We start from the raw sequence: 15,727 nt of genomic DNA on the forward strand, positions 1-15,727 counted from the left end.
GACTAAAAATGACTAGGGAATCTTTAGACAGAGGCACCATTTTAATTGTGGATGATACGCCCACTAATCTGGGTTCAGTATTGGATTTTTTGACCGCATCTGGCTTCACTGTTTGGGTAGCTCGCAGTGGGTCTAGCGCTCTCAAAAAAGTGCAATATTCCCAGCCGGATTTAATTTTGTTGGATGTGCTGATGCCAGAAATGGACGGATTTAAAACCTGTCAAAATCTGAAAGCGAATGACTTAACTAAAGATATCCCAGTCATTTTTATGACCGCGCTGGACGATACAGAAAGCAAAGTCCAAGGCTTTAATGTGGGGGGAGTTGATTATATCACTAAGCCCCTTCAACACGAAGAAGTTTTAGCTCGCGCAATCACGCACCTGAATCTGCGAAATCTAACTAAAAAGCTTCAGGCGCAAATTGTCGAGCGCGAGCGAGCGCAAGCCGACCTACAAGTTTTAGCACAAGAGCTAGAGACGCGAGTAGAACAGCGCACCGCTGAACTTTCCCAAACGAATGAACGCCTCAAGCAGGAGGCTGCTGAACGCAAGCTTGCAGAAGCAGCTTTGCAAGCATCGGAAGCGCGAGAGCGGCACAAAGCCCTACAGCTCGAAAATTCCCTGCACGAACTCAAGCACGTGCAAAGCCAGCTCATTCAGAGCGAAAAAATGTCCGGGCTAGGCCAACTCGTGGCTGGCGTAGCTCATGAAATCAATAATCCAATTAATTTTATTTATGGAAATCTTTCCTATGCTCTGGAATATTCAAAAGCTTTGGTCACTATCCTTGACCTCTACGAAAAGCACTATCCTCATCCGCCTCAAGATATACAAGCAGAAATCGTGGCAAGCGAGCTAAATTATCTCAAAGACGACTTGCCTAAATTGTTCAAATCTATGTACTTAGGAGCCGATCGCATCCGCGAAATTGTTTTATCTTTGCGCCTATTCGCACGGCAAGAAGGATATGAAATGAGAGCGGTCAACCTTCACGAAGGCATGGACAGCACGCTGATGATTTTACAGAGCCGACTAAAATTTAACTCAGACCGCCCCTCGATAGAAGTGGTGCGGGACTATTGCCCAAACCTGCCCGAAGTGGACTGTTATGGGGGAGAAATGAATCAGGTATTTATGAATGTACTTGCAAATGCGATCGATGCTATTGACGAGTGGAACACGCAGAGAGCGCTAGAAGAAATTAAAGCGAATCCTAGCGTGATTCGGATTAGCACAGAAATAACCAGCAGCAATTGCTTAGCTGTCCGAATTGTGGACAATGGGCCAGGGATCTCGGAAGAGGTTCGTCGCCACGTATTTAACCCGTTTTTTACGACAAAACCCCCCGGTAAGGGCACAGGGATTGGGCTGTCGATTAGCTGGCAAATTGTAGTGGAAAAACACCGGGGAAGATTGGAGTGTATTTCTGCACCAGGCGGGGGAACAGAGTTTATTATTGAGATTCCGATTCGGCAGGAGTCTCCTGTCTTGTCGCTGTCAGCTTGATATAATTTCGGGTATCTTCATCCATAATTGTGCGCGGTGATGGGCAATCGCGGGGTTTCTGCGATTGCCCATCACCGCGCACAATTACCAACAAGAAAATTCGGGTGTGTACGTAGCGGTGTAGGCTACACCTAATATCATTTCCGGTTACACTCCTTATGATGTTGACTGTTGACGGTTGACTGTTGACTGTCAACCGTCAACCGTCAACAGTCAACAGTGAACTCGAATTTACTATTCCGGCGCAACCGGAATTGATATAACTAACTGTCCGAAGAATCATCGGATTGTGGCTGTTTTTGAGTATCTTTTTCCCCGGCACTAAATCCTTCTGTATCCTGCTTTAATTCTGATACAAGTGCGCCTCGATCGCGCCAAGCTTCCGCATTTTCGGGTTTGATGGCAATAGCTCGATCGTAAGCTGCCATTGCTTCCTCATACCGCTTTAATTCGGACAAAGCTATCCCCACATGACGCCAAGCATCGTAGGAGTCTGGCTTAATAGCAATCGCTTTCTCATAAGCTGCGATCGCTTCTTCATGGCGCTGCAATTTTGCCAATGATTCACCTTTACAAAACCAAGCTTCGTAACACTCGGAATTAAGGGTAATTGCGGATTCGTAAGAGGCAATTGCTGCTTCATGCTGCGACAGTTTGTCGAAAGCTGCACCTCGGTTGTGCCACACTTCAAAATCCTGCGGTTTAATCGCTATTGCTTTGTCGTAGGATTCGATCGATTCTTGATATCGCTGCATTTTTCCGAGCACAGCGGCTCTATTGTACCAAACTTCGTATTTGTCGGGCCGGATGCCGATCGCCCGATCGTAAGAATCAATAGCATCACTGTAGCGGAGCAGTCTCCACAGCATATTGCCTCGATTGTACCAAGTTTCATATCTCTTGGAATTGAGTTCAAGAGCGCGATCGTAAGAATCAACTGCTGCTGCGTACTGCTGTACTTTGGCCAGCATCGCACCTCGGTTGTGCCAAATTTCGCTGTCGGTTGCTTTGATAGCGAGGGCGCGATCGTAACTGGCGATCGCTTCTTCGTAATGCTGCAATTGACCCAACAAAGCCGCTATACTGTGCCAACAACCGTATTTTCGGGATTCGCTCGAACTTGCTCGTTCGTAACAGGCGATCGCCTCTTCGTACTTCTGCAATTTTGCCAGCAAACTCGCTTTATTATACCAGGCTTCGTAGTTATCCGGTTTAATTAATATTGCTTGGTCGTAACAGGCGAGTGCTTCTTCCATGCGCTGCAATTTTATTAATACATTTCCGCGCCAATACCAAGCCTCATGCAAAAATTTATTCGCTAAAACAGCTTTTTCCAAGCAAACTAATGCTTCATCATAATTGCCTTGAAAATAAAGCCCTTCGGCTTGCTTGATATAATCGTCAGCAATCAAATTTTCGTTGTTAGTAAGTGCTGTTTGCGAATTTTGGGAATTGTTTAAGGCCGGTTGAGGTGCATTTTTGAGAGCTTCTTTGGCAACAACTGCGGGAACTTGGGAAATTTCTTGAACAATTTGAGATTTTTTCTCGTCAACTTCTGTCCGCAAAACTTGCAAGTGCATGATAAATTGCGATTTGAGAGTCTCAATTTGCTCGACAGAAGATTTGGAAAGTTCAGTTTCTCTAGTTAAAAAATCAATAGAGTGTTTAGCCGCACTCATTTGCGCTTCTAATTCATTTCTCAACTTTTGAGTCAGTTGGCTAGAATTTATGAGTTCTGATTCCAATACACCAATGCCTTGCAATCGTTTATTGGCATCAGCAACCAAGTGTTTGATGATCAGCCGTCGCATCATCCAAAAAAAGGCAATTGTTACTGGTGGAAATACGGTACCAAGAATTAGTAAAATATTCAGCAGAGTTATGGTAGTATTAAAACCATATCCAGATTCAGAACTGGCACCAGACGGGGAAATAAAAGCGAAAACATCGCGAACTTGAGGATTGCTTTCAACCCCAGTTTCGATTAATTTAGACAGCCAGGTTTCTTGTAAAGATTTTGTTAGTTCATCGCCGGATGCAGCAGGAGTATTCGCCTTGGTTTTTGCAGTAGCAGATACATCGGGTTGAGCGGCCGCTACCAGCAAACCTGTCGGCGATTTTACAGCAATTCGCGGGGAAAATTGTTCGTAGGCGATCGTCTCAGGCTCACTAATTGGCTCAGCCCGACGGGATGCGGTAGTATTTGGGAAAAATTGTTCGTGGGCGATCGTCTCAGGCTCACTAATTGACTCAGCCGGACGCGATGCGGTAGTATTTGGGGAAAATTGTTCGTGGGTGATCGTCTCAGGCTCACTAATTGACTCAGCCGGACGCGATTCAGTATTATTTACCGCATCAACAAAGTTGCTAGCCTGCGGTGTCTCAGGAGAAATAGGATGTGCAGCAGGATTGGCGCTAGTATTAGCAGTTAAATTGTGGGATGCGAGGGCAGCCAGAGTCAAGAGAGCTAGATTAGAGACGCGCATAAACGTCAACTCATTTAGGAGAAATTAGTGCTTGATTGTCAGCGATCGGGCGATCGACCTCATCGTCTCAGCAGTTAGAATAGCTGACATGAGGAATGCTGACTTACTATCTCCAAAATACGCGCGCAGCCTGACTTTTCAGGAAAAGTGGCAATAATTCTGGCTGTGGAACTTTGGTGAAAGAATATATTCTCCCAACTAATGGGGTTGGATAACTCTCGCAATCATCATTAGGCTGGTAGGGCGGGCTTCACCAATCTGCACAATTAGCCAACTATCCGGGTGAACCCGCCCCAACCGACCCGATTTTTAACTCTAAACCCCAGCTAAAATCGCTTCCGGCTGCTGACGTTCGGCCGCCACTTCTTCTAAATCAGCGCCGTAAATTTCACAGCTATTATTCGGACTTTCAATCAGCTTAATCTTGTGCAACTCTGCGCCCAATTCCCGAACGGGCGATCGCAATAATTGCCCGATCCGAACCGCAATATTTTCCGCAGTCGGCACAACTTTCTCAAAATAAGCAATATCCTTATTTAAAAAAGTGTGATCGAAGGGTTCAACAACATAATCGTCAACGGCTTTTTGCAAAGCTCCCAAATCAGCAATCATGCCAGTCCGCGCATCAATTTCCCCTTTAACAGTCACCTCTAAATGATAATTGTGACCGTGACCGTTGGGACGAGCACATTTGCCGTAAATTTCCGAGTTTTCTTCAAAGCTCAAATCGGGACGAGCCAACCGATGGGCGGCGCTAAAATGAGTGGACAAAGTTAAATAAGCTTCCATTCCGTTTCCTAAATATTCAGCCCAAAGTTCGGGATGTTCAAACAATTGAATTTTGCTCAGAGGTAAATGAGGGGCTAGCCGCAGCCAAATTTGCCGTGCTATGTTTTCGGTAGTTGGCAGAGTCTGCTCAAATTCCGGCCACGCTTCGTTAAGGTAGGAAAAATCTAGATCCTTGATAACTTCCCGCTTGATGACGTGCTTGACATCAGACAGGTTGAGCACCATGCCGTACTCGTCTAGTTCGCCTATCATGGAAACGTAAAGGACGTAATTGTGTCCGTGTCCCGGTGCGCGGGCAGTTGGGCCAAACCGCTCAAAGTTCTCGGCTTCGCTCAACTCCGGCAGCCAGTACCGATGACTCGCCGAAAACTGTGCCCGACGATTGATGATGCACTGCATAAAAGTCAAGTAGGGTAAGCTTGTTAAGTTCTGTAAAGGACTTACTTCTTAAGGATAAACTAATTTTTGCTGGAATTTTTCGATAATTTGAGGGTGCTGTAAATGAATTTCTACCAATTTTCCAGATATTGGCAACAAGTCGCTATTCGATCGAGCCGCAGGGCCCATTTTACGCCACAACACAGATATCCGGGCGAAAATATCGCTACAAAACAGTTTCTCGCCATCAGTTGCTAACCCATCAGTTACGAGTCTTTGAGAGAGAGTGCCACTGACCCGCACCTGTAACAGCGCGCGCCGGAAATTTCGAGTTTTTAGTCTTGGCCCTGCCATCGTTAGCAGTTTGCGGTTCAGTTGCGGCCAAAACTAATCACTCCTTACCAATCACCAATTACCCATTACCAAATATTAATGAATTCGATTACTGCAGGAGCCGATCGCTTTTTTGAAAATTTGTCTGGTGCGACAACAACCCCCCTCTTCTATATCGGGGACGCTCATCTGTCCATCAGTGCGATCGTTAAACTGATAATTTTAGCTATATTTGCCTTGATTATAGCTAAGATTATCAGCGAAGGAATCAAGCGCAGCGTGCTAGTTCGGATGAGATTGGATCGCGGCAGTAGAGAAGCAATTTCCACCATCATTAGCTATATTTTAGCAACTATTGGCTGTATATTCGTCCTGCAAAGTGCCGGCATCAACCTCACTTCTCTCACCGTCTTGGCTGGGGTTGTCGGCATAGGTTTTGGCTTCGGCTTGCAAAATCTCGCCAGCAACTTTATCAGCGGTCTCACCCTGCTATTCGAGCACCACATTAGAGTCGGAGACTTTATTGAAATAGACAAGTTCTTAGGAACAGTAGAAACAATTTCGATACGCTCTACTATCATTAAAACTATTGACGGTCTATTTGTAATTATACCAAATATTAAATTTGTCGAAACTAACATTATTAACTGGAGTTACAAAGACGCTAGATGCCGCATCCACATCCCCGTCGGTGTTGCTTACGGATCAGACCCAGTAATAGTTACGGAAGCGCTGCTAATTGCGGCGCGGATGGAATCAAATGTCTTGTCCCATCCTTCTCCTAAAGTATGGTTTTGCGGTTTTGGAGATAACGCTTTAAATTTTGAACTTTTAGTTTGGATTGATCAGCCACAGGAAAGCGATGCTATTAAAAGCGCGGTCAATTTTTTAATTGATTACGAATTGCGCCACCGAAATATCGAAATTCCCTTTCCCCAGCGCGATTTGTGGCTGCGAAATCCACAAGAGTTAACAAAACTTTTTCACAATAACAAAGACGATAATCCCAACGGCAAACTTTTTCCGCACAATGCAAAACATTCAGCCGATTTGAAATCTAATTCCACTGTTTCTGAGCCTAAAAATACAGCGCCTAAATCCCCTAATAATTGGACGCTGCGAGATTTGTTGCGGCGAGTAACTTATTTTGAACAGTGTACGGATTTAGAACTCCGACAGTTAATTGAATATGGCTACCGACAACTGTTTCCAGCGGGACAGGTGGTATGTAAAGAAAATGACCCTGGCGATTCTTTTTATATTATTCTGTCGGGTACTGTAGAAGTTCTTTCTCAAAAAGCTGGTCAGTATATTGCTACGCTTCATGAGGGCGAGTTTTTTGGGGAAATATCTTTGCTGTTGGGTACTCCGAGAACGGCGACTGTTAAAACTAGCGAAGATGCAATTTTGTTTGTGGTGGAACGTCACGATTTGCAAAAACTTTTAAGAGAACAACCCAATTTAGCCGATCAGATTGCTCAAAAATTATCGGAACGCCAGCAAGCTTTGAGAGATTTGGGATTGTTAGATGGCGACTCTCTGGAACAAACTCCTTTTATTAAAATTCGCAAGCGAATTCAAGTTCTTTTTGGAATTTGAAAGAAGGCAGTTCGGCAACGGATTCTGTAATGGATGTAACGGATGTAACGGATGTAACGGATGTAACGAATGTCAGGAATAAGGAAGAGGGAAGAGGGAAGTTCGGCAACGGATTCTGTAACGGATGTAACGGATGTAACGGATGTCAGGAATAAGGAAGAGGGAAGAGGGAAGAGGGAAGAATCTGCTTTTTTAACTTTTAATTTTTAATTCATCCTGCGCTTCCCGCCGCAGTCTAGCGGCAATTCTAAACAGTTCTTGACCAGTGTGCAAGTGGCGATCGTCATAATTGAGGGTAAATAAATACAATTCTTCTATGCCGTCTCCGACTTGGTTGATAGAGTAGTAGAGATGGGCTGCAACTCCGGCTACATTAGATGGATTGGGCATTGATGTAAGAAAGTTATGAGCTTTTTTGAGGAACTCGCGGCTGGTTTCGATATAAAGTTGAAACTTTTCTATCAGTTCGTCATCAAACGGATCTGCTGACAATTCGTCTATTTCTTTTTTAAGCGGCTTCAAGATGCTGTTGAGCATTCTATTGACTGGTTTGTATACTTTAATCAGCCACTGTTCCATTAGTTCATCCGCGTCCCTTGCTGTTTGTGTTTGCTGGCGGCTGACGTTTGGTGCGGCTGGTGATTGCTGTTCGGTTTGCTCGGAAAGTTGGCGATCGTAAGATTGTCTGTGCTGGGCGTCTCCTAATATTTCATAGGCTGCATTGAGGCGGACAATTTCTTCGTGACCCGCTGTGTCGCTGCGGCTGTCTGGATGAAATAATTTGACTAAACGGCGGTATGCTTGTTTAATCTCGGCTTGTGTTGCGGTTGGGCTAATCTTTAGGGTTTTATAGTGATTGATAACGGAAGACACGCTGTTATTTCCTTGAAATCTGGATAATCTGTGAAAAAGTGCTTGACAAAAATATCATGATTTGCTATTTTTTTAAGTATTTATCTGATATAAATGTCAAAAATTGTCAGTAAAAAACCTCAGTTTTCAACTTATCATAAATCTATTTTAGAAAAACATTGAGGCTTTGGAAGTGGTAAGCCGATCGACATTGAAGACTTCTATAGCGCTGCTCCCGCCCACAGTTAGCTCATTCTTTTCTTTTCTCTTCCTTCGCCACAAGAGCGCTCAGCGCCCGCTTCGCTAAAAGGCCGAAAGCGGTTCAAAAAAAAGTGCCTTCAGAAATTAGGCATCATATCAAATCCGGTAGCATCGGAATTATTCCTCTCTGTATTCTCTCCCTCTGCGTTCTCTGCGCCCTCTGCGGTTAAATCATTCCTATGCAACCGGAAACGATATCGATCGCGATCGAGGGAACTGCAATCTATCGCCATTCTTTAATCTACTAAAAAGCCAAGCAGAGCGTACAGTCTACGCCCTGCTCTCTATTTCTGCGACTTAGGCCGGAGGCTAGCCTAGTTGAGGGCCATCGCCAGATTGAGTTCTGGATCTTGGAACAAGGGAGTGCTGAGATAGCGTTCGCCGAAGCTAGGCTGAATCATCACAATCAATTTCCCTGCATTTTCGGGACGCTTAGCGACTTTCACCGCTGCACATAATGCTGCACCGCTGGAAATACCGGACAAAAGTCCTTCTTCTCTAGCCAAGCGACGGCCATAGGCGATCGCCTCGTCATCCGTAACAACTATAATTTCGTCGATCGAATCTACATTCAGCACCGGCGGCACAAAACCAGCACCGATACCTTGAATTTTGTGAGGCCCAGGCTTTCCGCCCGACAGTATCTGACTATTGGCCGGCTCAACGGCGATCGCCTTAAACTCGGGTTTCCTGGACTTAATCACCTCTGCCACACCCGTAATCGTACCGCCAGTGCCGACTCCCGAAATCAGGAAATCCACCTCGCCGTCTGTATCTTCCCAAATTTCCTCAGCCGTTGTCGAACGGTGAACCTGCGGGTTCGCTGGATTCCGAAACTGCTGCAACATATACGCATTGGGAGTTTTGTCCACAATCTCTTGAGCGCGGCGGATGCAGCCACTCATGCCCTCAATTCCGGGAGTCAGTTCTAGTTGGGCCCCGTAAGCTCGCAGCATCGATCGGCGTTCCGTGCTCATCGTATCCGGCATGGTCAAAATCAACTGGTAGCCCTTAGCCGCTGCCACCATTGCCAGAGCAATTCCGGTATTGCCAGAAGTCGGTTCCACTAAAACCGTTTTGCCTGGACTAATCAGCCCTTCGGCCTCTGCTTGATTGACCATATTGACACCGATGCGGTCTTTCACCGATGCTGCCGGATTCATGCCTTCGAGTTTTACCACAATCCGAGCCACGCAGCCTTCAGCTTGGGGAATGCGGTTGAGTTGCACCAAGGGCGTCCGCCCTACCAATTCTGTAATGTCGCCAGCAATACGCATAATCTTTGTCAGTTTGTGGTTGAAAGTAAATGTTAATTCCTAGTTGGCAATATTTTAACTAGATGTAATACATGATATCGAGCTGCCGTCTGCCATTGCGCTTTTCGCACAGATCCTGTAGCGTATATTTTTGCAAAACTGAGTTGGCAATCGATCGAGCTTCTTGCCAAACTTCCCAAATCACCGCACTTTCTACAGTTTGAGCAGGCGAGTCTTTTTCAGAGCGATCGAACTCTGAGCCTTCGAGACAGTTGATAATTTCTAGGAGGGTAATTTTCCACGGTTCCCTCGCCAAGATATAACCTCCCTTAGCTCCTCGCTGGCTGCGAATCAGCCCGCAGCGTCTCATGGTAGCCAACAACTGCTCTAAATATCGATCTGGAATATTTTGCTGAGCCGCTATCTGGCGAATTTGCAGAGGCTCGCCTTCTTCGTAGCAATCGGCAAGCTCCAGCAAAGCTAAGATTGCGTATTCGCTTTTACAGGAGAGTTCTACCATAATTGCTTCCAATACCAGAATTATCAACTCCGAAGTCAGATGTTAAAATTCTCCTCAATGTTGAGTTCCCAATTCTAACTCCTAACTTTACCTTTTATTATACCCCGGTTTTCCACTGAACTTAATCGACTTTCATCACTTCATCGTTGGAACGATCGGCAATCTGAACCCAACAAACCCAGTTTCTCGTTTCGACTTCCTCCCCTTCCACCACAGCCTTACCTCAAGAAACCTGGTTGTCTGCCTCTCTGACTGATAATTTTTAATTTTTAATATATTCTTGGCGCCCCCTTCCTCCCGCCAACAAAAAAGCCCTGCGCTAGGCAGGGCTAAACTTGGCCTTTAGAGTGGCCAGCAGAGAGGTTATAACCTCCCTGCCTCCTCTAACCCGCTCTTAGAACGTGAAAGTAGTTCTCAGAGTACCAATGATGATGTCATCATTACGGTCATCTTGATTAGGATTTGTCACCCAAATCACGCCCGGAGTAACAGAAATGTTGTCCGAGAGCTGAAACTTGTAGAACCCTTCAACGTGATAGGAATCATCGTTGCGGAAGCTCCGCAAACTGCTTGCAGCTTCAAGTTTATCCAAGTAAGGCTCACGACCTACCACGAACCCTAGCAAGTTGCCTTCTTTCCCTAAATCAGGCAAAGCCAAGGTGACAGCGTAGTTCCAGATTTTCGCATCGCCGATGCCGAGAATGCGGGCATTGGTTAAACCTGCCCAGCCACCAAGGATAAATCTCGGGCTCAGCCGCAACGAAGCCTGAGCACCGTAGGAGTTGCTGACAACTTTGCGAGCGCGGAAGCCATCAAAGCCTTCGTTCAAACCGTTGAGAGAATTAGCCACGCCGGTACCCGTGAAACCGCCGGGGACGCTGGCCCCGAAACCGTTGTCAAACCCAAAGTTACCTCTGTTAAAGTAACCGTGGTTGTAGTTGAAAGCAACTTGCAAGTTGCGTCCGGGGGTAAAAGTCAACTGACCCATCGCCGTGTAGTCGCCGTTCGTCAAGCCTGCACCCCTAGCCGGACTGGCTGCATTTGACGCCAAATAGCCAAAGGACAAAGAAGTTGGGCCGAACACCCCGCCCAGCAAGCCCCTGCCGCCGAAGGCATAGTCAAAGCCAATACCTGCGCCACCGCCCAAGCGGTAGATGGGGTTGCGCTGTCCAAAGGCACTCAGTGATCCGTTGCCACCGTCAAAGTCTTCAAAGTAAGGGTTGACAGTCGGCATAATGTCGTCCCACACAACATTGTTTGCTGCAAGGGTAACGTTCAGTCGCTGACCGACGGGGAACTTATATAGCAAGGTGTCGAGGGCAACAACGTTGTCGGTTCTGCCGACTACGTTCCAAGTTTGAGTGCCTTCGCTTGTAGCCCCAAGGTTGAAGTTGCCACCGTTGCCGACTTGAAGCCTGGTCAGCAGCAAGTCTCTGCCGGTGAAGCTAGTGTTTAAATTCAGACGCACCCGCTGTTGGAAGACAGCTTCGTTGTTGTCGCTGCCAATTCTTCTTTCGTCTGTGCCAAACAAGCCAACGTTACCACCAAAGTCGTCGCTGAGAGCGAAAATAGCTTCCCCAGTCAGCTTAGTAGTGGTGGAGAATTGGTTGGCTTCGAGTTCGGATGTCCGAGCTTCCAGAGCATCGACGCGACCGCGCAGGGTTGCCAGTTCCGCTGCAAATTCTTCTTGGAGCCGTTGGAGGGCTGCCAAGTCATCTCTCGTAGCGAAGTTGCCCGTGCCGCCTCTAATTAGCTCGCTCACCTTGTCTAAGCAAGCATTTAAACCGGCTGCGAATTCGTAGCGAGTCATTGCCCGGTTGCCGCGGAAAGTTCCGTCGGGATAACCGGCAATACAGCCGTAGCGCTCGACTAGGGATTGCAGTGCTTGGAAGGCCCAGTCTGTGGGCCGCACGTCGGAGAGTTGGGAAACTGAGGTCACTTGACCTTGAGTTTCGCCACCGGCAGCACCTTCGCTGCTGTACTCGTTGAGCTGTTCTAATGTGGCGGCTGGGTTTTGCTCTTGTGGTGCGGCAGTTTGGGCTAAAGATTCAGCCGGTTGTGGCAAACTTTGTTCTGCCGACTCTGCCACTGCCGGGGCTGGAGTTTCTAATTGAACTGCACCGATTTGCTCTGGGAGAGCGGTAGCTGCCGGGGCTGGAATTTCTAGTTGGGCTGCCGGGGCAGAATTTTCTACTGGTTGAGCTACTGTTGGCTCAACTGCGGCTAAAGATTCACTTGTAGGTTGTGATGCCGCTTGGGGCTCTGCCTCAGCAGGGGCTGTGTTTGCTCCGACGATCGCACTTTCAGTTGCAGCCGTGGCCGAATCTTCAATCGCTGCGTGGGTTTCGCTGCCAGCGACTTGGGAAATTTCTTCTACTGGCTCGGAGGCTGCAGTTGTTTCGGAAACAGCAGCTAAAGCATTTAGTTTCGCTTCGGAGGTTTCAGCGGTTTCAGCTTTTGCGACAGCGGGATTGACCGCATCAGCAGCCTGCTGAGCGTCTGCTGCCATCGCGCTCGAAGAAACTACTAGGGTAGCTCCTAAGACTGCTGGGCTGATTAGTAAGTAACTCCACAAAAATTTCGACATATTCACTCTCATCCTCACACCGATTACAGAGAAACTTTTCTAGTCTTCTATGTGGTCAGTCGTTGCTCAACTAGCATACTCTAAAAAGAGACCTAAAATTCACTTTTTCTTTGGATTCTTTTGGGCTGACCGAGTATATAGATGTGACTGACGGCTGCATAAAGCCTGTTTTTAAACCTTTACTCAACGGCGTCAAAACCCTACCCGGCTTGGGCTGTGGATTGATTTGACTGCTGACACTAGACAGCACCCGATTGCCTATTTACTTTTTAGCACAGCACGCCCGACTCGTCTAGGCTGATTCGACTTTAACATCCAAGCTGTGCCCGAGGACGCTAAAGACTTGGCGATGATCGAACAATTCTAACAAATCAGCGTTGATTTTGTTGTGAGCTGCTTCTTGCCGCAAAATTTTCATCGCTGCCTCTGTTCGCAGAGCTCGCTTGTAGGGGCGATCGCCTGCTGTCAGGGCGTCGTAAATATCGGCGATCGTCATCAATTGTGCTTGAATTGGAATTTCTGACTTGTTTAAACCTCGCGGATAGCCTGTGCCGTCGAGTTTTTCGTGATGTCCGTAGGCAATGTCTGGAACATTTTTTAAATCCTTTGTCCAAGGAATTTGTTTGAGAAACTCGTAAGTGTGAGTTACATGAGATTCTATTTCAGATCTTTCTTCCGGCGTCAGGTTGCCCCTCGACACCATCAATTGCAAGATCTCGTCTGAGTTCAGCAGGGGTTTCTTTGCCCCATCTATATCTCTGTAAGTTTGTCGAGAAATCTCTCGCAGTTGAGCTAGGGGTTCTGCTGCCAAAATGTGAGGCTCGTTTGCCTCTAGCAGCACTTCCCAGTATTCTGCTAATCTGGTTTTGGCCTCTGCTAGCTTAGTGTCTAGCTGTTCGATTTGCTGGCATTGAGCGCACTCTGGCTCTTGGCTCGGGTGTTTTCGGTAGGCTGAATGCTCCAGCAAGTATTTATATTTAGACTGGACGCATTCCATTTCCATCGTCCGTTGAGCTAAGCCAAAGCGGTGGCGAATGATTTCTAGCTGTGCGGGGTAGAGCTTTTTCTGTTTGGTCAAAACTGCTTCGGGCACTCCAATTTTGCCAAAATCGTGCAGCAGGGCGGCGTAGCGAAGTTCTTGAATTTGGCGGTTGTTAAAGTAAATAGAGCGCAGTCCTCCGCTGCTGACGGTGTTTACTTCTTCTGAAAGGCGTACTGTGAGGGCTGCTACTCGTTCTGAATGGCCGTAGGTACAGGGGTCTCTGGCTTCTATGACTTGCACCGAGGCTTTGACGAAGCCCTCGAACAAATGTTCTATGCTGTCTTGGAGTTGATTGCGCTCGATCGAGATTGCTGCTTGAGAAGCGAGCGAGCGAACTATCCTTTCTTCCCACTCCGAATACTGCTGCGTCGATTCCCAGGCATTGTCTGCTGTCAGCACCGTATCTGCCTTTGTTTTGCGGTTGATCAGTTGCAGTACACCTATTGTCTCCCCCTGTCGGTTTTGCATCGGCAGTACCATTACCGAGCAAGTGCGGTAATCAATATCCCTGTCAAAACTGGTATCTAGCCGATAGGGTACGCCGGGGGGTAAGTCGTAGGCATCAGACAGGTTCAAACTTTGACCTGTAATTGCCACGTATCCCGCCAAGCTTTTGTCTGTCAGTGGCAGGGCAAACTCTTTAAACGACAGGCTCGGTTTAGAAGCGTTTTGGGCTACCTTGAACAGCAGCTTAGATGTTTCGTCGCTGTGATCTACTAAGTAAACGCTGCCAGCATCGCTGTATGTAATTTCCCTACTTTTGGATAAAATTAAGTTTAACAAATCGCCCAAATCTTGGGCGCTCGACAGAGCCGCGCCAATATCTAAAAGCTTTTCTATCAGATCGGTTTTTTCGGCAGCAGACTCGTTCTTGAACTCTGGCTTTTCAAATACGATCATGGTGGGATGATGGGGAATAGCCTTTTATACATTGAACGTTTGGCCTCTCGACTTTTTAGCACCCGATTCTAACCCCAAGTCGATTTTTTATTTGCGAGCTTTTCTCTAGCGGGGACTCTTGTTGGGCCAGCGGGTACTTTTTTAATCTAGCGTAGAAGAAATCTCTTGGGCTAGCGCAAAGTCTTTCTCAGTTAAGCCTCCGGCATCGTGAGTTGTCAAGTTAAGTGTAACTTTGTTGTAGGAAATTTCTATATCGGGGTGATGTGCTGCGGCTTCTGAGGGGGCGACCAACTTATTCACAAAGGCGATCGCTTCGATAAAATCTTTAAATAAACGGGTAGAGCGCAGTTGTTTACCTTCAATTGTCCAACCTGACAATTGACTGGCGCGCTCTTGAATTTCAGTATTATTAATTAGCTCAGCCATATTTTTTTTTCTTTGGGATTAGCAATGGCAGATTAACTGCCAACGTTTAGAAACCCTGACCAAAAACTATCCGCTCTCACCAATAGCATTTAGTCTCAAGTTTTAATACTTAAGATTTAACACTATTTGAGGTGAGAGCGGTCTAGCGGGTCTTCAGATTAGAACCTGACTGCCGGGAGAATCCCTAGCTCAGCCTGGTTCCCCGTGGAAGTCGTTTCCCGTTGGAGACGACGGCTGACTGCTAGTGAGCGGCCCCGGCGCACAGCCGGTAGTTTCCAATCTGATGACCCATGCGTTTACTACTTTCTATCATGGGCATCACCTCCAGGTTTAGCTAAATGGCTTAATATTGGAACGCACATCACCTAAATACAAGATTTAAGGTGATGATTTGTGCGCTAGCCATTGCCAGCGTTACCAGAAGAACTTGCGTTCTGAGTATCGTTCTAGTATTCACAATTATTAGAATAACACAAGGAATTAGAAGTGGGGGGATGGAAATTGATATTTTTGCAAGATTGGGGGAATTTACTGCTGCTGCAAGCTCTTTGATCGATCTCTACAGCAAGCGGACGATCGCACTTTCCGCCATTTGTTTATATTTTCTTCAGAATCCGGGCTGTGCGGTTATTAGGCGCATGGCAACTCTGGCGGCGGGGAAAGGTCGATCGATTTCTTGCCAGATAGGAGAGTTCGCCAGATATAAAGACACAAGTTGTTCTAGCTACAGGCAGAGTTGGTTTTTGTACAAAATCAACTTTTTTTAGGGCGCTAATTCGATCGAATCCTG

At 46.8% G+C, this 15,727-nt stretch carries 14 protein-coding genes; 5 read left to right on the top strand and 9 right to left on the bottom strand.

Annotated features, from left to right (window positions below):
• Positions 1-8: 8 nt before the first annotated feature.
• A complete protein-coding gene (locus QUA34_RS02900) occupies positions 9-1,508 on the top strand; it encodes a response regulator (RefSeq protein ID WP_333330100.1) in 1,500 nt (499 codons plus the stop codon).
• A gap of 263 nt (positions 1,509-1,771) precedes the next feature.
• Here QUA34_RS02900 and QUA34_RS02905 read toward each other — a convergent pair whose 3' ends face one another.
• Positions 1,772-3,994: a tetratricopeptide repeat protein gene (locus QUA34_RS02905; protein ID WP_333383993.1), complete on the bottom strand. Its 2,223-nt coding sequence runs from the start codon at positions 3,992-3,994 to the stop codon at positions 1,772-1,774.
• Between the two features lie 31 nt (positions 3,995-4,025).
• Between QUA34_RS02905 and QUA34_RS02910 the strand changes: the two genes are divergently transcribed.
• Positions 4,026-4,151, top strand: a complete 126-nt coding sequence (locus tag QUA34_RS02910; protein WP_333383996.1) for a hypothetical protein — start codon at positions 4,026-4,028, stop codon at positions 4,149-4,151.
• Between the two features lie 158 nt (positions 4,152-4,309).
• Here QUA34_RS02910 and QUA34_RS02915 read toward each other — a convergent pair whose 3' ends face one another.
• Entirely contained in the window at positions 4,310-5,182 is an 873-nt protein-coding gene (locus QUA34_RS02915) for a 6-carboxytetrahydropterin synthase (protein WP_333383998.1), read from the bottom strand.
• A gap of 48 nt (positions 5,183-5,230) precedes the next feature.
• Positions 5,231-5,515 (bottom strand): hypothetical protein, encoded by a 285-nt coding sequence (locus QUA34_RS02920; protein ID WP_333384001.1) that lies wholly within the window; start codon positions 5,513-5,515, stop codon positions 5,231-5,233.
• A 78-nt stretch (positions 5,516-5,593) separates the two neighbouring features.
• Here QUA34_RS02920 and QUA34_RS02925 point away from each other — a divergent pair, with 78 nt between their 5' ends.
• Positions 5,594-7,093, top strand: coding sequence for a cyclic nucleotide-binding domain-containing protein (locus tag QUA34_RS02925; RefSeq protein WP_333384004.1), 1,500 nt, complete (start codon positions 5,594-5,596; stop codon positions 7,091-7,093).
• A gap of 69 nt (positions 7,094-7,162) precedes the next feature.
• Positions 7,163-7,303: a hypothetical protein gene (locus QUA34_RS02930; RefSeq protein ID WP_333294785.1), complete on the top strand. Its 141-nt coding sequence runs from the start codon at positions 7,163-7,165 to the stop codon at positions 7,301-7,303.
• Here QUA34_RS02930 and QUA34_RS02935 read toward each other — a convergent pair.
• From QUA34_RS02935 to QUA34_RS02960, 6 genes are all read right to left on the bottom strand, one after another.
• Positions 7,286-7,966 carry a J domain-containing protein gene (locus tag QUA34_RS02935; protein ID WP_333384007.1) on the bottom strand — a complete coding sequence of 227 codons (681 nt, stop codon included), beginning with the start codon at positions 7,964-7,966 and terminating at the stop codon, positions 7,286-7,288. The two genes, QUA34_RS02930 and QUA34_RS02935, sit on opposite strands and share 18 nt — an antisense overlap.
• Positions 7,967-8,520: 554 nt before the next feature.
• Entirely contained in the window at positions 8,521-9,483 is a 963-nt protein-coding gene (cysK, locus tag QUA34_RS02940) for a cysteine synthase A (RefSeq protein ID WP_333294781.1), read from the bottom strand.
• Positions 9,484-9,541: 58 nt separating this feature from the next.
• On the bottom strand, positions 9,542-9,982 hold the full coding sequence (locus tag QUA34_RS02945) for an Rrf2 family transcriptional regulator (protein WP_242716025.1): 441 nt from the start codon (positions 9,980-9,982) through the stop codon (positions 9,542-9,544).
• A 394-nt stretch (positions 9,983-10,376) separates the two neighbouring features.
• A complete protein-coding gene (locus QUA34_RS02950; protein ID WP_333264967.1) occupies positions 10,377-12,569 on the bottom strand; it encodes an iron uptake porin in 2,193 nt (730 codons plus the stop codon).
• A 292-nt stretch (positions 12,570-12,861) separates the two neighbouring features.
• Complete coding sequence (locus tag QUA34_RS02955) at positions 12,862-14,511, bottom strand: HD domain-containing phosphohydrolase (protein WP_333384011.1); 1,650 nt, start codon at positions 14,509-14,511, stop codon at positions 12,862-12,864.
• Positions 14,512-14,652: 141 nt separating this feature from the next.
• Positions 14,653-14,937: a 4a-hydroxytetrahydrobiopterin dehydratase gene (locus QUA34_RS02960; RefSeq protein ID WP_333384013.1), complete on the bottom strand. Its 285-nt coding sequence runs from the start codon at positions 14,935-14,937 to the stop codon at positions 14,653-14,655.
• 494 nt (positions 14,938-15,431) lie between these two features.
• Between QUA34_RS02960 and QUA34_RS02965 the strand changes: the two genes are divergently transcribed.
• Positions 15,432-15,704, top strand: coding sequence for a hypothetical protein (locus QUA34_RS02965; RefSeq protein ID WP_333384015.1), 273 nt, complete (start codon positions 15,432-15,434; stop codon positions 15,702-15,704).
• The last annotated feature ends 23 nt before the right edge of the window (positions 15,705-15,727 follow it).

The organism is Microcoleus sp. POL10_C6 (assembly GCF_036701585.1).
GTDB lineage: Bacteria > Cyanobacteriota > Cyanobacteriia > Cyanobacteriales > Microcoleaceae > Microcoleus.